This window comes from Streptomyces sp. MJM8645, from assembly GCF_001625365.1.
Classification (GTDB): Bacteria; Actinomycetota; Actinomycetes; order Streptomycetales; family Streptomycetaceae; genus Kitasatospora.
In genome coordinates this window covers 643836-661609 of sequence record NZ_LJJF01000001.1, presented here as the reverse complement: position 1 = coordinate 661609, position 17774 = coordinate 643836, and the positions used below count along the sequence as shown (strand labels likewise).

The following is a 17774-nucleotide window of genomic DNA, read 5'->3' as shown; positions in this document are numbered from 1 at the left end:
GACCGGCTGTACCAGGGTCGCGAAAGCCCTGCGCTCCTCGTCGAGGACTTCGGCGAGCCGGGCCTGCAACGGCTCGGCCCAGGGCCGCAGGACGGGGAACGCCTGGAGGGCATTGTTGCTCCTGAGCAGGACGGTGTGCAGGTGCCGCCAGTGCTCATGGTGGTGGCATCGCGTCTCATGGGCACGGGAGTAGCGCTCCCAGGCCTCGTCGTCGAAGTCCTCTTCCTGTTCCTCGGCTTCGCCGTCCGTCTCGTCCGACGGCTCACCCGTACTGCTTGGGGGGTACTCGCCGATGGCCAGGGCGAGGGCGGCATCTTCTTCCTCCGCCTTCCCCTCCTCCGAGTCGGGTTCGCGGTCGAGCCAGATCTTGAGGGTGCCGATGTCGATGACCGCCGCCAGGAGCCTGAGGATCGGACTGTCGGTGGGAAGAGGTCAGCGGCAGGTCCGGCACAGCCGTCCCACAGCCTCGCCCAGCGGGATCTTGGCGCTGCGGACGGAGGGCGCCGACCGCAGCGTGCCGCAGGCTTCGTCGCCGTGGAGCTTGCCCTTACCGGACGCCGTGGCGTAGCAGGTGAGGAGGAGGTTCCCGGCAGGTCCGAGCGGAATCTCCGGGGTAAACGTGTGGCCGAGCGGGACAAGGCGGACTGCGGCGGTAGTCGACGGCATGCTGGCACGCTAGCCGTTCCCACTGACACCCGTGCCGCTGTCCCTCCGCCGCCGTCCACAGGCGGCCACGCGCCAGGGAGTCCCTCCGGGGGCTGCGGCTGCCCGGGATGCTGTGCCGCGCCGCCGGTCGCGTAGCGTCATCGCGGGGGACAACTCCCCGGCGGCTCGGGTACGGTGTCCGGCAGGACCAGGTCCGGGCCGCCGACAGCATCGGCGGAACCAGCCTCGGCCGATTGTCTTCTTTACCGTCCGGAGGTGCGTCAGCAACGCGCCCACCAGCGGAACTCCACCATCTACCACGCCGCGTGCCTGCGGCGTGCCTCACCGCACCGGAGTTCCCCGCATGCCCGAGCACCAACTCGCCGCCTCACCCCGCGACTTCCTGTGCGAACACACCCCCAGCAAGAGCCGCGTCCTCGCGCTCCTCTCCCACGACGACGGCCCCGACTCGCTCCAGGCTGTCCTCACCTGCCGTGACCCCGAACTCGCCCACCGCGCGGCCGAACTGCTGCGCCGGACCCTGAGGCGGGCGGCCGGTGTCCTGCACACCGAGTCCGTGGACGGGCTGTGCGGGCAGTTGCCGGACGCTCCGGCATCCTCACTCCGGCAGGCCGTGGCCCACGTGCTCTCCGGCACCTGGCCGGTCGCCGCTGGAACGCTCATCGCCTGGCCCGAAGGATCCGCGCATGAGGACCCGGGCCAGGACGACGGCGCGGACAGCGAGGGCGGCGACAACGACGAGGCCGCGGAATCCGGCGGCCCCGCGCGGGGTAAGGCTCGGTTGAGGGACCTTCCGGGCCAGGTCGTACGGATCACTTCGCTCCGCGAGTTCCACGTCCACGACCGGCAGGCCCTGCTGGACGCCGCGGGCGAACAGGGATGGGAACCGATGCCGGCCGATCAGCTCGACGATGACGATCCGTACGACGTGGTCGGCGCGGTGATGTGGCTCGCGGACCCGCCTGCCGACGTCGACGGGGCGGACGCCCTGACCGATCGCAGCCATCTTTCTCTGCTGCGGTGGGACAAGGGCGACGAGGTCGCCGAGTGGAGTGTGGAGCCGGTCGTGGCGGACTTCGGCCCCGGCCCGCGTGCCGCCAAGGCCGGGGAGTCCCCTGAGCACAGCCGTGGGGAGGAACTTCCCGATTTCGTGGCGCTCTTCCCTGTGGAGCCTCCGCACTGCGAGGACCCGGAGTGCGAGGAAGAGAGCTGCTTGTGGCAGCTGACTCCCCGCACGGCCGACCTCCTCCACACCGCGCTGTCGCTGCTGGCCGACGAGGCGTACGAGGACGCTGAGGAACTCGGTGACGGGCGCCTCGTCCCGGACGAGCACGAGGGCAATTGGGGTGTGTTCCCGCGGCTGCCGAAGCTGACCTTCGCTACCGACCTCCAGTGGCGGCGCCGCTTCGCCCGCGCCGCCGACGACCTCGCCGACGACCTCGAACGAGGCCACTGGCCGCGGCCGACCTGCACCGCTGAGGAACTCGCCCTGCACCTTGCCATCGACGACGCTGGCGACAGCGCCGATGAACTCGGGGACGACTCAGACGGCACCGGGGACGGCGCGCACAGCACGCTGCCGGTTCACCGCGACGACTACGACTTCGGTGCCTGCACGGACATGTTCTTCCAGGACACCGATGTCCTCATGCTCTACAGCTCCCGCTTCGACGGCATCGAGGATCCCGACGGCGACGCCAACCGGCAGCTCGGTGTGGGGGACCTTCGTGCGCAGGCGTGGTTCGAACCGTTCGGGAACGTCACGGCCCGCGACCCCCACCGCGGCTTCCGCCGCTAACCGGCCGAGCCCACGCCGGACGGTGGGCGGAGGCACCTTGGGTGCCTCCGCCCACCGTCCGCGGCAACCGGGGAGGAAGGCCGACGGGGCACTTTCGGCCCGGCACGGCAGGTCGGGTGACCGACCGGGCGGCTATGCGGCGAGCGGCAGGTCGTCGTCGCCATGAGGGACGGCCCGGAGCCGGCCTGCCTGGGCTTGGTCGAGTGCTCGGGCGAGGGCGTTGACGGCCTGGTCGGCGGAGTCCTTGAAGAGGTGGCCGTAGAGGTTGATCGTGGTCGCCAGGGTGGCGTGGCGCAGGGTCTTGGAGACGACGGCGACGGGGATGCCTTCGGCGATCATGATGCTCGCTGCGGTGTGTCGCAGGTCGTGCAGGCCGATCTTCGGCAGGTCGAGGTCGCCGGTGCGTTTGCGGAGCTGGTCGAGGACCCACTGGGGCCGCAGCGGCGTTCCACCCGGGCGGCCGAAGACGAGGCCTTCGAGCCGGCCGTCGGGATGGGCGCCCATCTGGATCGCGGCCTGGCGGTGGAGGGATGCCATGACTCTGGGGGAGAGGCTGGTCCAGGCGCGGCCGGCCTCGGTCTTGGGCTCGCGGAGGTGGATCTTGCCGTTGTCGATGGCGGCGAGGGTCCAGCGGACGTAGAGCTTACGGTCCATGAGGTGCACGTCGGACCAGTGCAGGGCGAGGACCTCGCCGCGGCGCATGCCGGTGCCGAGCATGACCTCGAACAGATCGGCAAGCTGATCGGCGTAGTGCTCGGCGTTGTGGTGCAGGAACGCGGCGGCCTCGTCGGGGGTCCAGCAGCTGCGCTCGGCGGCGCGGGGCCTGGCCGGGACGGAGTGCTTGGCCGGGTTGTAGCGCAGCCCCCAGGAGCGCACCGCGTGGTTGAGGGCGTTGTGAAGGGTGGAGACGATCCGGTAGACGGTGGTCTTGCCGCGTTTGGCCTTGCGCTGGGTGGCGATCCAGCGCGCGATGTGCTTGGGGCGCAGGTCCGGGAGACGGTAGTGGCCGAAGGCGGGGATCAGGTCCCGCTCCACACACGCCTCGTAGCCGGCGTACGTGTTCGGCGCGAGCTCCTCCTCCTTCTTCACCGCCAGCCACTGCCGCAGGAAACTCGCCACGGTCACGCGGCGGTCCTCGTACACGCCGCGCAGCTCACCGTCCAGCACCGCCCTCATCTCCCGGATCGCCTCCGCGCGGCTGGCGAACCCACCCCGCCGACGGGTCTTTCGCTTCCCGTCCTCCGGGGTCAGGTCGACGCAGTACGTCCACGACCCGTGGCCCGCCTCCTCCAGCAACCGCGCACACCACGGACCCAACTGCCTCCCGTGCCCGTCCGAACAACCACACCGCCGGTACGCCCGACCCCGCTGCGCACGCTGTCCCATGAGCTTCCCCTTCTCTTGGACTGGGTGGTGACTCTGGGGCAAGAGTGACTGCAGTGTCGGGTTTGGCGGCAGAGCGCGCGGGGCGGTGCGCGAAGCACTCAGAATCAGACGGCGAAGACACGCTCAAGACGACACACCGCCCGGAAGATCACAATCCGTAGTCGGTGGGTAAGCGACCGTGATCCGCTCGCAGGAGTCGGCCCCGCGAGCCGGCCGACGCCGTCGGCGAAGCGGCTGTCGGGATCGCACGGTGGTGCTTGCTGAAGGGGCGACAGATATCGCTCACCGGCAGTAGCTGCGGTGGGGTGGTCGGCCTGGGGACCATTTTGGGACCACGCGGGATGAGCGCTCATGAACGCTGATGGGCGAAAGCGGACGCTTGTGTGCAAAGTAAACACTGAGTCACCGTCAGCATTCTATGGTGCCACTTCCGCTGAGAGTTTCCAACTCACTTGCTCCTCGGGATAGTTGAGCAACAAAGAAGCCGAGACCTTGAGGTCTCGGCTGCCGACAATAGTTGAACCCCTTGACTGGGGGTCAAGGGGTTGCGGGCGGTGGCCGTATCTAGAGGGATGTTCAGGTCTGGATCGTCGGGGGAGCTGATCTGGGGCGGACAGGTGCTTCGCTTGTGGAAGCAGGGTCACGTGAATCGCTTTGCTGAAAAATCCACTCCGGGAGTGCCGTGCGACTTCCTTCGCCGCTGGCGTATTTGCTACCGAGAGGAAGCCCCGACGTGTGGAATGCCCCGCGTCGGGGCCGCCTCTTGATTCTGTCGAACCAGTTTCTGCTGCCTAGTTGTTCAGATCGAACACTGCCGTGACCGGTGCGTGGTCGGACCACCGCTCGGCGTGGGTGGCGGCGCGTTCGACGTAGGCCTCGACGCACTTCTTAGCGAGGATTCCAGTAGCGATAATTAGGTCGATCCTCCAGCCGGAGTCGTTGTCGAAGGCGCGGCCGCGGTAGGACCACCAGGAGTAGGGGCCGGTGCGGTCGGGGTGGAGGGTGCGGACGACGTCGACGTAGCCGGCTTCGTCGTAGACGCGGGAGAGCCAGGCGCGTTCTTCGGGGAGGAAGCCGGCTGACTTCTGGTTGGCCTTCCAGTTCTTGAGGTCTTCGGGGCGGTGGGCGATGTTCCAGTCGCCGCAGACGACGACCTCGCGGCCGTCGGCGGCGGCGCGGGTGCGGAGGGCGGTGAGGTGGACGAGGAATTCCGCCATGAAGCGTTCCTTCTCGTCCTGGCGTTCGGTGCCGACCTCGCCGGAGGGGAGGTAGAGGCTGGCGACGGTCAGCCCCGGCAGGTCGATCTCGACGTACCTGCCCGTGTTGTCGAACTCCTCGGACCCGAATCCGATGACGGTCCGCTGCGGCTCCTGGCGGGACAGGACTGCGACGCCGGCCCGGCCCTTGGCGACGGAGGGGGCCCAGACCGCGTGCCAGCCGTCGAGGTCGCGCAGTTCGACGGGCAGTTGCTCCGGCTCGGAGCGCACCTCCTGGAGGCAGACCACGTCCGCCTCGGTGCCGGCCAGCCACTCGACGAAGCCCTTCTTGGCTGCCGCCCGGATTCCGTTCACGTTCACACTCGTCACCACGATCACCCGGGCAGCCTACCGAGTGCCGGGGCCTGCGCCGAAGCGTGACGCGCACCGGCTGTGGGATGACGTGAACGCGGCATGAATGTGTGCGACAGTCGCACCAAGCCGCGCCATTGGTCTTGACCATCTCCGGACGATGCCCCTAGGGTCGCTTACTGCAAAGACCTTTAATAAAGAAGGACGGATAAAAGCCCGCTCTCCCACCTGCCGCATCCGCGGACAGCGGGCTCGGGATCCGACCTCCTTACCGCAGGGTGGACAAGCAGGGTGGAGGACACGGTGGGGACGACTGGACAGCTTTCGGCGGTGCCGGAACCGAAGTACTGGCACCTGCGCACGGTGCTGCTGCGGGCCATCGACTCGGAGTTCTCCACCGGCCAGGTCCTGCCCAACGAGCGCGAGCTCTCCGCCCGCTTCGGGGTCGCCCGGGCGACCCTGCGGCAGGCCCTCGACCAGCTGGAGCTGGAGGGCCGCCTGGTGCGCCGCCGGGGGATCGGCACCCTGATCGCCGCCCCGCGGGTCGGCGTCCCGGTCAACCGGCAGGAGGAGGGCTGGCCCGGCGTCGGCCGCAACCACGCGTGGCGGACGGTCGACTGCACCACCGCCCCCGCCCCGGCGCAGCTGGCCAAGGGCCTCGGTATCGCCGAGGGCGCCACCGTGCACACCGTCCGCCGGGTTCGCCTGGTGGAGGGCCGGGCGGTGGCCACCGAGTCGCTGCACGTCCCGGCCGCCGCGCTGCCGCACCTGCCCGGCTTCCGGGCCGAGAGCGACCGGGCCCGCTCGGTGCTGCGCCAGCTGGAGCGGCTGGAGGTGGACGGCGAGTCCCGCGCGGTCGAGCTGGGTGTCGCCGAGGCCGCCGAGGGCGCCCTGCTGGAGCGCCCGCCCGGCTCGCCGGTGCTGGTGATGACCACCCAGTACGCGTCGGCCGGCCGCCTGGTGGCGCTCGCCGTCGCCACCTACCGGGCCGACACCTGCAAGCTGACCTTCGGCTCGACCGGGCTGGTCGAGGTCACCCCGGTCGGCGCTGCGGCCGAGGTCCGCACCGCCTCCTGAACCACTTTTCCGACACCCTCAGGCCGAGGCCTGGACGCCCGACCGGCGTCCGGGCCTCGGTCGTTGTGTGGGCGGATTTGTGCGGGCGGATTTGTCCGGGCGGAGCTGAGTTCGGACCTCAGCCCGGGACCGGTCCCGGGCTGAGGTCCGGGACCGTCAGGCGCGGCCGTTGCCGGTGGTCGGCGGGTCGACGGCGAACAGCTGGTCCTCGACGTGGTCGAGGGCGACGCGCAGCGCGCCCATCGCCACGACCTCGGAGCCGAGCGCGGCGAGCGCCACCTCGGGGGCGCGGAGGGTGAACTGGGCGAGGCGCTCGCGCAGCGGTTCCAGGACGCCGTCGAGGCCGGCCGCCCAGCCGCCGATCACGACGAGCTGCGGGTCGATGGCGAGGACGAGCGCGGCGACGCCCTGGACCAGGCGGGTGAGGAAGCGGTCCATGGCGACCTTCGCCACCTCGTCGCCCTCCCGTGCGAGCCGCAGGACGCGGGCGACGGCGGCCTCGTCGAGCGGGTTGAGCGGCTTGCCGGTGGTGGAGAGGAGGCGCTCGGGGGTGACCTCCTGGCCGAGCAGGTGGAGGGCGCCGATCTCGCCGGCCGCCCCGCCGTGGCCGCGGTGCAGCCTGCCGTTGATGAGGGAGCCGGCGCCGGGGCTGAGGCCGGCCATGACGAAGACGACGTCGCCGGCGCCGACCGCCGCGCCCTGCCAGTGTTCGGCGATGGCGGCGAGGTTGGCGTCGTTCTCGATCAGGACGGGGCAGCGGAAGGAGCGCCGCAGCCGGGCGCCGAGGTCGAGACCGGTCCAGCCGGGCATGGCGGTGCCGAGTTGGATGGTGCCGTCGCGGTCGACGATGCCGGGGGTGCCGATGCCGACGGCCCAGAGGTTGTCGCGGGAGATGCCGGCCTTGCGCAGGACCTCGGCGACGGCGGTGCGGACGGCGGCGAGCCGGTCCTCGGCGTCCAGGGTCTCGTCGACCGGCTTGAAGTGACTGCCCACCACCTCGCCGGTGAGGTCGGCGAGGATGACGCGGATGTCGTGCACGCCGACCTCGATGCCGAGGATGTGCCCGGCCTCGGCGCGGAAGCGGAACCAGCGGGCCGGTCGGCCGCGCCGGCCGGTGCCGGGCTGGCCGTCCTCCTTGGGCTGGTCGACCTCGGCGACCAGCCCGGTTTCGACCAGACCCTCGATGACGCCCTCGACGGTCGGGCGGGAGAGCCCGGTCTCGCCGACGAGCTGAGTGAGGGTCACGGAGTGGCCGGTCCGCAGCGCCCGAAGCGTGACCGCCGCGTTGATCCGCCGCAGCAGCGAGGAGTCTCCTCCGGTGAGCCGATCCGCCAATGCGATGCCCTTCGCCGTTCGCGCGACTGCCCTGGCGCGCGGTGTCGAGTGCGCGGTGCCCACCGAATGGCCCGCGGGGGGTGTGACACCCCCGGAACGCGGCACGGCGGCGCGGGGCCGCCTGCGCCAGGGCCGGAGGACAAGCGGAGCCTACCCGGGGGTGGGCCCGGTGGGCGAGAATCCTTGCAGCTCATCCAGGCTTCGGTATCGAAATGGTACGCATCGGGTGGTGGTGCACGACCCGGGCTTCACGGCCCGGCCACGGGCCGCCCGCCGCCGGGCCGCCGGGACCGTACCGACCAGCGGGAACGGGCGGAGAGCAGCGAGCCGAGGCTCAGCCGGGAGCCGGCCGACAGGGCGCTGAGTACGGAGCCGGCCGACCCGAGGGACAGGACGCTGCCGGCGGACCCGACCGAGAGGACGCTGCCGGCCGACCCGATCGAGAGGACGGAGCCGGCCGAGCCGATCGACAGCACCGAGCCGACGGACCCGACGGAGGCGATCGAGCAGACGGAGGCGATCGAGGAGCGGGAGGCGATGGAGCAGACGGAGGCCAGGGATGACAGGGAGGCCAGGGAGGCCTTGGACCGGAGCGACCGCGGCCGCCGCTGGGGCTGGAAGGGGCGCAAGGGCGGCAAGCGCCGCAGGAACTGCACGGGGGAGTCGGGCACGGCCCGATGGTAGCGGCGGTTCAGGGCATCCGCGCCGCGAGCAGCCGCTGCCCGAGCAGTCCCATCGGGTGCCCGTCCTCGGGCAGCGCGAGGACGGTCGGGCAGCCGGCGGCGGTGAGGGCGGCCCGCCAGCGCTCGGCGGGGAGCGCCGGGAAGGCAGGGGCGGCGGGGGCGGCGGGGGCGGCGGAGACCGCGGCGGCAGGGGATCCCGGGGAGGCCGGGGAGTCGGCGCCGGCCTCGGCGTCCCCCGTGATCAGCAGGTCGAGCTGTTCGCCGGTGGGCGCGAGCAGCAGCAGCTGCCCGCCGGGCGCGAGCAGGTCGACCAGCTCCGGGACGGCGGTGTCCGGGTGGCCGGTCACGGTGGCGACGACGAGGTCGTAGCGGCCGCCGTCGGGCAGCTGGTGGTGGTCGGCGCCGGGGCGGGGCCGGGTGGCGAGGGCCCGGGTGACGGTGGAGTCGGCGTCGTCCTGGCCGAGTTCGAGGATGCGCAGCGGCTGTGGCCCGTCGTGGGTCTCGGCGAGGCCGCGGACCAGCGCGCCGAGGGCGGCGCCGAGGTAGCCGCGGGCGGCCGTCCAGCGGATCGGGGCGGCGGCCGGGCGGGGTGCCTCCTCGCCGGTGATCAGCCGGGGCAGCCGTAGTGCGCCGCGCCGGATCCGGTCCAGGGCGGCGACCGGGCCGAGCCCGTCGTTCCAGGTCTCGACGGCGGGCCGCCAGGCCTCCCGGACCTCGGCCGCGGTGAGTTCGGGTCGGCCGTAGTGGACGTCGTCGTGCCGGGTGATCAGGCCGTGTCGGGTGAGTGCGTCGAGCCAGCGGCCGACCCGGGGCCGCTGGGCGGGGGTGACGAGGGCGGCGGCGAGGATCTCGGCCTCGGTGTGTCCGCGCCCGGGGTCGGTGAGGACGCCGCTCTGCTGGAGGGTCAGCAGCAGTGCGGACAGGACGGCGTGGTCGAGGTGGGTGCCGAAGGCCTGGACCTGTTCGGCGGTGACGCCTATGGCGTGTTTCCAGGCGATGGCGTCGGCGGCGTCGGCGGCGGTGCGCAGTCGCCGGTCGGCGGCTTCGGCGTGGCTGTGCGGGGCGCGGACGTGGGCGAGGACGGCGCCGAGCGCGTCGACGGCGGCGTACACGTCGTCCTGCCGGGGTTCGGGGCCGACGTGCAGGACGAGCCGCAGGGCGCCGAGGTCGTGGTCGGCGAGGTCGGGGCGGCGGCTGAGGCGCCACAGCAGGGTGGAGGGGAGGCTGAGGTGGGTGGTGGCGCTGGCGGCGAGGTCGACGAGCTGCTGCTCGGGGTCCTGCCGGGGGTCGCCGCAGTGGACGGTGCCGCCGGCGAGCAGGGTGGCGAGGGCGAGTTCGACGGCGAGGTCGGTGGCGGGGTGGAGCACGGTGTGCCGGATGGGCGGCGGGCCGAGGACGCCTGCCCAGTGCCGCAGCCGCTGTTCGGCGGTGCGGGCGGCGGAGGGCGGCAGCGCGGCGTGGGCGGCGACGCGCTGGGCGAGGGTCCGGGGCAGGCCGCCCGGCGGGGAGACGCCGAGCAGCAGGCCGATGCCGCTGATCGCGCGCCCGTCGGCGACGACGGCGGGTCGGTCGCCGAGTTCGCGCAGCGCGCTGACCAGGGCGGGAGTCGTGGGCACGGTGATCACTCCGGGGTGCGGGGGAGAAACCGCACTACTGAACCACGCGGTCGGGCCGGGTGATGCCGTGCACGGGTCAAACTTCTGTAATGATTTTCATATCGGCCAGCCAAGGTGGGTGCCCGATCTCCACCCGAAGTGGTCGGAACTTCGCATTCCGGATCCGGTGTGCGACCCCTTGACAGCCGGTACGGGCGCTGGGTTACTTGGCGTGGGAGTCGTCCTGACCGAACGATCGGTCGGTGCACCCGTCCCGGCCGACCTGCGGAGGAGCGACGATGACCGGCAGCGCACCCGCCCCGAGCCCGTACGGCGAAGAGCCCGCCTGCGGTGAAGAGCCCGGCCGTGGCGAAAAGCCCGCCCGGCGCCTGGGTGAGCCGATCCCGCCCGCGCTGCTGGACGCCGGCGAGCGGATGGGCGTCGACGAGCTGCGCGCCCACCAGCTCACCTGCCTCCGGGCCACCCTGCGCCACGCGTACGACAACGTCGAGCTGTACCGCCGCAAGTTCGACGCGGCCGGCGTCGGCCCCGAGGACTGCCGCACCCTGGCCGACCTCGCCCGCTTCCCCTTCACCACCAAGGCCGACCTGCGCGAGGGCTACCCGTTCGGCATGTTCGCCGTCCCGATGGAGCAGGTCCGCCGGATCCACGCCTCCAGCGGCACCACCGGGCGCCCGGCCGTCGTCGGCTACACCGAGCACGACCTGTCGATGTGGGCCGACGTGGTCGCCCGGTCGATCCGCGCGGCCGGCGGCAGGCCCGGGCACAAGGTGCACATCGCGTACGGCTACGGGCTGTTCACCGGCGGGCTGGGCGCGCACTACGGCGCCGAGCGGGCCGGCTGCACCGTCATCCCGGCCTCCGGCGGCATGACGGCCCGGCAGGTGCAGCTGATCCAGGACTTCCGTCCCGAGATCATCATGGTCACCCCCTCCTACCTGCTCACCCTGCTCGACGAGTTCGAGAAGCAGGGCGTCGACCCGCGCAGCACCTCGCTGCGCATCGGCATCTTCGGCGCCGAGCCGTGGACGGAGGAGATGCGGCGCGAGATCGAGGACCGGCTCGACCTGCACGCCGTCGACATCTACGGCCTCTCCGAGGTGGTCGGCCCCGGGGTGGCGCAGGAGTGCGTGGAGACCAAGGACGGGCTGCACATCTGGGAGGACCACTTCTACCCGGAGATCGTGGACCCGTTCACCGACCAGGTGCTGCCCGACGGCGAGGGCGGCGAGCTGGTCTTCACCTCGCTCACCAAGGAGGCGCTGCCGGTCATCCGCTACCGCACCCGCGACCTCAGCCGGCTGCTGCCCGGCACCGCGCGGCCGGCCTTCCGGCGGATGGAGAAGGTCACCGGGCGCAGCGACGACATGATCATCCTGCGCGGGGTGAACGTCTTCCCGACCCAGATCGAGGAGGTGCTGCTGCGGACCCCGGGCGTCGCGCCGCACTTCCAGCTGCGGCTCACCCGGCAGGGGCGGCTGGACCACATGACCGTCCGGGTCGAGGCGAGGCCGGACGCCCCGGCCGAGCAGCGGGCGGCGGCGCGGGAGGCGATCGTCCGGGCGGTGAAGGACGGGGTGGGCGTCACGGTCGCGGTCGAGGTGGTGGAGCCGTACGCGCTGGAGCGCTCGGTCGGGAAGATCCGGCGGGTGGTCGACGAGCGGGGGTGAGGCCGGAGGGGGCCCGCAGTCCTGGGGCCTGGGTGAGCGTGGGGCCCAGGGGCGTGGGGCCTGCGAGGCCGGAGGCGTAGGGCTGTCCGGGGGGTGATGCCCTACGCCTCCAGCGTCTACAACAATGTAGACGGTCAGGCGGCGGAGCGTCCAGCCGCCCTCCGCCGCCGGCGCGCCCGGGCCGCCAGGCCGAGGGCGGCCACCATCAGCACCGCCAGTGCCAGGCTCACCGGGCCGGTGCCCAGCCCGAGGCCGCCCCGGTCGGCGCCCACGCCCAGCCAGTCCGCGAACGAGGCGCCCAGCGGCCGGGTCAGCACGTACGCCCACCAGAACCCGGCCACCGGGCCCACCCAGCGGGCCCGCGCCGCCACCGCCGGGACAGCGATCAGCACGGCGAAGCCCAGACCGGCCAGCAAGTACCCGGCGCGCAGCGTGGCCGCCGTCAGATCGCCCAGCGCCGTGCCCAGGGCGAAGGTCAGCAGCACCGCGGCCCAGTAGAACAGCTCCCGGCGCAGCCCGGTCACCCGGTCGATCGCCAGCGAGCCCTCCACCCGGTGCCAGAGCACGAACAGCGCGGCCAGCGCCACCGCCAGCCCGCCCGCCGACACCGCGTACGGCACGCCCAGCGCGACGTGCGCGACATCGGCGACCATCGTGCCGAACACGCTGACCAGCACCACCACCGCCCAGTACACCCAGGGCACGCAGCGGCGCAGCCGCAGCTGGACCAGCAGCGCCACGGCGAGCAACAGCCCGGCCGCCGCAACCGCCGGCACCGGGCCGACGGTGTGCGCCAGGAAGTCCGACAGGGTCTCGCCCATACCGGTGGTCAGCACCTTCACCAGCCAGAACCAGCCGTCCACCGCCGGGACCTTGCTGGCCCCCGCCGGGGCTCCCTCGGCAGGGGTGCCCCCGGCCAGGGCGTCTGGGCGGGCCGCGACCCGTGTCATCGTCGCGGCCCGGGCCGTCGTCGCGTGCCGGATCGTCGTCGCGTGCCGGGCCACGTCAGCGCCCGGACCCGTCGACGACCGTGTTCCCGGTCAGCTCACCGCTGGTGCCGTCCACGGTCACCAGGTGACGCACGCCGTCCGGGCCCACGACCACCACGGCCCAGGCGGCGGAGCCGCCCTGCTGGGCGACGCGCCGCAGCGACTCGGCCCGCCCGCCGGGGACGGCGCCCTGCGCCTTCTCCAGCGCGGTCGAGGCGGCGAGGGAGGGGAGCGGGGCGGGGGCGGTCCGGCCGCGCTTGGCGTGTCCCTCGCCCCGGTCGCTCCCGGCGCTCCTGGCGGTCCCGTCGGTCCCGTCGTGCGCGCTGCGGCCGCCGCCGTTGCCGCCGCCGTTGCGGCCACCGTGTTCGTCGGACGAGCCGCCCTCGGCCCGGCTCAGCCCGCGGTGGTCCCCGCGCCCGTGCTCCTCGTGCGCGACCGCCAGCGCCACCAGCCCGCCCGCGCCGATCAGCGCGACGGCGGCCACCCCGGCGGCGATCCGGCGCTCCCGTCCGCCCGCCCAACCGCGCAGCCGCGCCGCCCGGGGCCGCTTCGACTGCGGCTGCGCCTGCGAAGCCTGCTCCGGGTCCGCCGGGCCTTCCGGGTCCTCCGGGAGCGGGGTGGTGGACGACGTAGCATCGCTCATCGGGCGTTCTCCTTGCCTCGGCTGCTCAGCGCGCCCGGATCCCCCCGGGCGCGCCCGGCGATCATGGCGGACCGTTCCTGAACCCCCGCTTAAGCCGCCGACGGACCGCGTGGAACCACCTGGCACCCTGAACGGATGCACATACTCGTCGTCGAGGACGAACGCCGGATGGCCACCGCGCTGCGCCGCGGCCTGGAGGCCGACGGCCACACCGTCGACACCGCCCACAACGGGCCCGAAGGCCTCGCCCTCGCCGACCGTCACCCCTACGACGTGATCGTCCTCGACATCATGCTGCCCGGCCTCAACGGCTACCGGGTCTGCGCCCGGCTGCGCGCGAGCGGCTGCCGGGCCGGGATCCTGATGCTCACCGCCAAGGACGGCGAATGGGACGAGGCGGAGGCCCTGGACACCGGCGCCGACGACTACCTGTCCAAGCCGTTCTCCTTCGTCGTGCTGCTCGCCCGGCTGCGCGCCCTGCACCGCCGGGTCGACCAGCGGCGCCCGCGCCTGCACACCCTCGGCGACCTGGTCCTCGACGCCAACGCCCGCACCTGCGTCCGGGCCGGCCACCCCACCCAGCTGACCGCCCGTGAGTTCGCGATCCTGGAGTACCTGGCCGCACGCGCCGGGACGGTGGTCTCCAAGCGGGAGATCCTCGACCACGTCTGGGACGCCGACCACGACGCCGACCCGAGCATCGTCGAGGTCCACATCCACGCCCTGCGGCGCAAGATCGACGCCCCGTTCGGCCGCGCCGCCCTCCAGACCATGCGCGGCGCCGGCTACCGGCTCGCCCCCGACGGCGGCTGAGATGCGCCCGCGCCCGCGCCCGTGCCCGCGCCGGCTCCTCGCAGTGCTGCGCCGCCTCCTCACCCCGATACGCGGCCTCCCCACCCCGCCGCGCCCGCCGCGCCGCCCCGGGCTCCCGCGCCCGCTGCGCCGCTTCGTCCCCCGGTCCGTGCGCGCCCGGGCCACCGCCGCCGCCGGTACGGTGCTCGCCGCGGCCCTGGCCCTGGCCGGCGCCGGACTGCTGACCGCCCTGCACGCCGACCTGGTCGCCTCCGCCGCCTCCGCCACCCGGCAGCAGGCCGAGTCCGTCGCCCAACTCGCCGTCCAGGGGCGGCTGACGCCCGTCCTGCACGCCGGCCACGGCACCGACTTCCTCCAGGCCGTCGACGCCCATGGCACCGTCCTCGCCGCCAGCCCCAACCTGGCCGGCCGGACCGCCCTCACCGCCGCCCACCGCACCGGCTCGCGCACCACCGACGACGTCGACCCGCTGTACGACCACCACCGCCAGCGGCTCACCGCCGTCACCGCCGACACCCCGGGCGGGCCGGTCACCGTCTACGCGGGCGCCTCGTTGCGCGCCGCCGACGAGGCACTCGACACCACCCAGGCCGCGCTCGCCGTCGCCTGCCCGCTGCTGCTGCTCATCGGCGTGGTCGTCACCTGGCGGGTGACCGGGCACGCGCTGCGGCCGGTGGAGGCCATCCGCGCCGAGGTCGACGCGATCACCGGGCGGGACCTGCACCGGCGTGTCCCCGAGCCCGGAACCGCCGACGAGATCGCCCGCCTGGCCGCCACCATGAACGCGATGCTCGACCGGCTGGAGGCCTCCGGACGGCGCCAGCGGCAGTTCATCGCCGACGCCTCGCACGAACTGCGCAGCCCGCTCGCGGTGCTGCGCACCCAGTTGGAGGTCGCCGACACCCACCCCGACCCGGCCGTCCGGGCCGAACTGGTGCACGGCGCGCTCCAGGACACCGACCGGCTGCAGAGCCTCGCCACCGACCTGCTGCTGCTCGCCCGGCTCGACGCGGGCGGCGCCGAGGACCGGCCCCGGCAGCGGATCGACCTCACCGGGCTGGTCGCCGCCACCGTGCTCGGCCGCCCGGCCGGCCCGCACCGGCGCACCACCGACCTGGCCCCCGCGGTGGCCGTCGAAGGCATTCCTCTCTGGCTCGGCCGGCTGCTCACCAACCTGCTCGACAACGCCGACCGGCACGCGGCGGGCGCCGTCCACGTCCGGCTCGCCGCCGACCGCGCCCGGGGCGTGGCCGTCCTGGACGTCGAGGACGACGGCCCGGGCATCCCGCCCGCCGACCGTGAGCGCGTCTTCGAACGCTTCACCCGCCTCGACGACGCCCGCAGCCGCGACGAGGGCGGCAGCGGCCTGGGCCTGCCGATCGCCCGCGACATCGCCCGCCACCACGGCGGCACCCTGGCCGTCACCCCGACGCCGTCCGGGGCCCGGCTCACGGCGACCCTCCCGCTGGCCGCCGTCCCGCCGGCCCCCGACCCACTGGCCCCCGCCCCGGGGCCTGCCGTCGCGCCAGCCTCCGCCTCGCGGACGCCTTTTGACGGACACCCGCCGACGGTGGCTTGAGACCCATTCGGCGCACCGGGATCGTGGTCGCGGCCGAAGGTTCCCAGACTCGAACGAAAGAGGGGTGGACCCAACCAATCGGAAAGGCATCCTCATGAGCATCGGGCTGCGCCGCGTCCTCGCGGTGACCGCAGCGATTTCCCTCGGCCTGGGCGCGGCGTCCTGCGACAGCGCGTCGCAGTCGTCCAGCGGCGGCTCCGGCGGCGGACCGGCTCCCCTCCCGGCCGCGGCCGGGAGGGGAGCCGGGCGGATAGCCCTGCTGCTGCCGGAGGCCAGGACGACTCGCTACGAGCAGTTCGACCGGCCGCTGATCGAGAAGAAGATCAAGGAGCTGGCGCCGGACGCGCAGATCGACTACTACAACGCCGGCCAGGACGCCGCCGTCCAGCAGACCCAGATCGACGCCGCCGTGAAGAAGGGCGCCAAGGTGCTGATCCTGGACGCGGTGGACGCCGAGTCGATCCAGGCGTCGATCCAGAAGGCGCACGACGCGGGCGTCAGGGTGGTCGCCTACGACCGCCTCGCCCAGGGCCCGGTCGACGCCTACGTGTCCTTCGACAACCGCAAGGTCGGCGAACTGCGGGGCCAGGCCGCGGCGGCGGTGGACGGCACGGCTGACGGCGGCGAGACGATCACGACCAACGGCTCGCCCGCCGATCCCAGCGCGGCCGACCCCAGCACTGCCGCACCCAGCGCGGTCGGCTCCAACGCGTCCGATCCCGAGGCGTCCGGCCTGAGTGTCCCGCTGACCGGCCAGGACTTCCAACTCGACGGCGTGCAGAGGATCCTGGCGGGCGCCCAGGCCATGTCGGTCTACAAGCCCCTCAAGTCGGAGGCCGACGTGGCCGCGCAGCTGGCCGTCGACCTGGCCTACGGCCAGGAAATCGGCGGCGCCCTCGTGCCGACCACGGTGACCAGCGGCAGCAGCGACAAGGTGCCGACCGGCCTGATCGCCCCGGTCGCGCTCACCAAGGACAACGTCAAGGCCACCGTGGTCGCCGACGGCCTCTACACCGTCGCCCAGATCTGCACGCCGGACTACGTCGCCGCCTGCTCCGCGGCCGGCCTCCAGTAGCCGCGGCGGGTGCCGGTTCGCTCGCCCGGCGCGTCCGGGCGGCGGCCGGGCGGGCGTGAGCACCCCCGCGCGGGCCCTATGCTGCGGAGATGCCGAGTGAGTTGCGCACTCTCAAGCCGGAGACCGACCAGCCGGAGACCCACCCGTCGGAGACCGATCAAGCGGAGACCGACCAGCCGGAGGCCGATCAACCGGGGAGCCGCCCGTCGGAGGCCGACCTCGCCTTCATCCGGCGCGAGACCGAGCTGAAGCCCGTCCCGTTCGTCCCCGAGGTCGGCCTGCACATGGCCGAGGACGCGATCACCCTGTGGGAGACCACCGAGCGGGCGCGGGGGGAGGTCGGACTGCCGCCGCCGTTCTGGGCGTTCGCCTGGGCGGGCGGGGTGGCCGTCGCCCGCCACGTGCTGGACCACCCCGAGCTGGTGGCCGGGCGGGCGGTGCTCGACGTGGCCGCCGGGGGCGGGGTGGTCGCCGTCGCGGCCGCGCTGAGCGGCGCCGCGTCCGTGCGCGCCGCCGAGATCGACGCCTACGCGGTGGCCGCCATCGGCCTCAACGCCGAGGCCAACGGCGTGCGCGTGGAGGCCGCCCTGGTGGACCTGGTGGACGGCGACGGCGCCCCGGCCGACGTGGTGCTCGCCGGTGACGTCTTCTACGAACGGGCCATGGCCGCCCGTTTCCTGCCCTTCCTGGAACGGGCCGCCGCGCGCGGCGCCACCGTGATCGTCGGCGACCCCGGCCGGGCCTACCTGCCCCGGGAGCGGTTCACCGCGCTCGCCGCCTACCAGGTGCCGGTCGTCGCCGACCTGGAGGACACCGCCGTCAAGACCACCACGGTGTGGCGGCTGGGCTGACGGCCCGTCCGTCCAGGCTGCGGAA

General features: G+C 73.4%; 14 protein-coding genes. 7 read left to right on the top strand and 7 right to left on the bottom strand.

Annotation, left to right across the window (positions count from 1 at the left end; translation table 11 throughout):
* Positions 1–1009 precede the first annotated feature (1009 nt).
* Positions 1010–2464, top strand: a complete 1455-nt coding sequence (locus A6F73_RS38975; RefSeq protein ID WP_079135376.1) for a hypothetical protein — start codon at positions 1010–1012, stop codon at positions 2462–2464.
* 132 nt (positions 2465–2596) lie between these two features.
* Here the strand turns inward: A6F73_RS38975 and A6F73_RS02675 are convergent, their stop codons facing one another.
* Both A6F73_RS02675 and A6F73_RS02670 read right to left on the bottom strand, forming a co-directional pair.
* Positions 2597–3640 carry a site-specific integrase gene (locus A6F73_RS02675; RefSeq protein ID WP_244293264.1) on the bottom strand — a complete coding sequence of 348 codons (1044 nt, stop codon included), beginning with the start codon at positions 3638–3640 and terminating at the stop codon, positions 2597–2599.
* Positions 3641–4641: 1001 nt separating this feature from the next.
* Entirely contained in the window at positions 4642–5436 is a 795-nt protein-coding gene (locus A6F73_RS02670; RefSeq protein ID WP_244293575.1) for an exodeoxyribonuclease III, read from the bottom strand.
* Positions 5437–5721: 285 nt separating this feature from the next.
* Here A6F73_RS02670 and A6F73_RS02665 point away from each other — a divergent pair, with 285 nt between their 5' ends.
* Entirely contained in the window at positions 5722–6495 is a 774-nt protein-coding gene (locus A6F73_RS02665) for a GntR family transcriptional regulator (RefSeq protein WP_063350887.1), read from the top strand.
* A gap of 156 nt (positions 6496–6651) precedes the next feature.
* On the opposite strand, the gene A6F73_RS02660 is transcribed toward A6F73_RS02665, so the two are convergent.
* The 3 genes from A6F73_RS02660 to A6F73_RS02650 form a co-directional block, all read right to left on the bottom strand.
* Positions 6652–7830: an ROK family protein gene (locus A6F73_RS02660; RefSeq protein ID WP_063346257.1), complete on the bottom strand. Its 1179-nt coding sequence runs from the start codon at positions 7828–7830 to the stop codon at positions 6652–6654.
* A 248-nt stretch (positions 7831–8078) separates the two neighbouring features.
* Positions 8079–8351: a hypothetical protein gene (locus tag A6F73_RS40260; protein WP_167745879.1), complete on the bottom strand. Its 273-nt coding sequence runs from the start codon at positions 8349–8351 to the stop codon at positions 8079–8081.
* 170 nt (positions 8352–8521) lie between these two features.
* Positions 8522–10129 (bottom strand): hypothetical protein, encoded by a 1608-nt coding sequence (locus tag A6F73_RS02650; protein ID WP_159398328.1) that lies wholly within the window; start codon positions 10127–10129, stop codon positions 8522–8524.
* A gap of 413 nt (positions 10130–10542) precedes the next feature.
* Here A6F73_RS02650 and paaK point away from each other — a divergent pair, with 413 nt between their 5' ends.
* Positions 10543–11799, top strand: a complete 1257-nt coding sequence (gene paaK, locus A6F73_RS02645) for a phenylacetate--CoA ligase PaaK (protein WP_244293574.1) — start codon at positions 10543–10545, stop codon at positions 11797–11799.
* Positions 11800–11933: 134 nt separating this feature from the next.
* Here paaK and A6F73_RS02640 read toward each other — a convergent pair whose 3' ends face one another.
* Together A6F73_RS02640 and A6F73_RS40250 are read right to left on the bottom strand one after the other, a co-directional pair.
* Complete coding sequence (locus A6F73_RS02640) at positions 11934–12803, bottom strand: hypothetical protein (RefSeq protein ID WP_244293263.1); 870 nt, start codon at positions 12801–12803, stop codon at positions 11934–11936.
* 1 nt (position 12804) lies between these two features.
* Entirely contained in the window at positions 12805–13431 is a 627-nt protein-coding gene (locus tag A6F73_RS40250) for a PepSY domain-containing protein (RefSeq protein WP_063346254.1), read from the bottom strand.
* Between the two features lie 135 nt (positions 13432–13566).
* Here A6F73_RS40250 and A6F73_RS02630 point away from each other — a divergent pair, with 135 nt between their 5' ends.
* The 4 genes from A6F73_RS02630 (at position 13567) to A6F73_RS02615 (ending at position 17749) form a co-directional block, all read left to right on the top strand.
* The gene (locus tag A6F73_RS02630; protein ID WP_063346253.1) at positions 13567–14244 is read left to right on the top strand and encodes a response regulator transcription factor; all 678 of its coding nucleotides are present in this window, start codon (positions 13567–13569) and stop codon (positions 14242–14244) included.
* Positions 14245–14287: 43 nt separating this feature from the next.
* Entirely contained in the window at positions 14288–15823 is a 1536-nt protein-coding gene (locus A6F73_RS02625; protein WP_244293262.1) for a HAMP domain-containing sensor histidine kinase, read from the top strand.
* A 94-nt stretch (positions 15824–15917) separates the two neighbouring features.
* Entirely contained in the window at positions 15918–16898 is a 981-nt protein-coding gene (locus A6F73_RS02620; RefSeq protein WP_063346251.1) for a substrate-binding domain-containing protein, read from the top strand.
* 89 nt (positions 16899–16987) lie between these two features.
* The gene (locus A6F73_RS02615; RefSeq protein WP_079135372.1) at positions 16988–17749 is read left to right on the top strand and encodes a 50S ribosomal protein L11 methyltransferase; all 762 of its coding nucleotides are present in this window, start codon (positions 16988–16990) and stop codon (positions 17747–17749) included.
* Positions 17750–17774 lie beyond the last annotated feature (25 nt).

Excerpts from the sequence above, each read along its gene's own strand:
- A6F73_RS02630 (WP_063346253.1), top strand. The coding sequence starts at position 13,567 with ATGCACATACTCGTCGTCGAGGACGAACGCCGGATGGCCACCGCGCTG.
- A6F73_RS02615 (WP_079135372.1), top strand. The coding sequence starts at position 16,988 with ATGCCGAGTGAGTTGCGCACTCTCAAGCCGGAGACCGACCAGCCGGAG.
- A6F73_RS02675 (WP_244293264.1), bottom strand. The coding sequence starts at position 3,640 with ATGAGGGCGGTGCTGGACGGTGAGCTGCGCGGCGTGTACGAGGACCGC.
- paaK (WP_244293574.1), top strand. The coding sequence starts at position 10,543 with ATGGGCGTCGACGAGCTGCGCGCCCACCAGCTCACCTGCCTCCGGGCC.
- A6F73_RS40250 (WP_063346254.1), bottom strand. The coding sequence starts at position 13,431 with ATGAGCGATGCTACGTCGTCCACCACCCCGCTCCCGGAGGACCCGGAA.
- A6F73_RS02620 (WP_063346251.1), top strand. The coding sequence starts at position 15,918 with ATGAGCATCGGGCTGCGCCGCGTCCTCGCGGTGACCGCAGCGATTTCC.
- A6F73_RS38975 (WP_079135376.1), top strand. The coding sequence starts at position 1,010 with ATGCCCGAGCACCAACTCGCCGCCTCACCCCGCGACTTCCTGTGCGAA.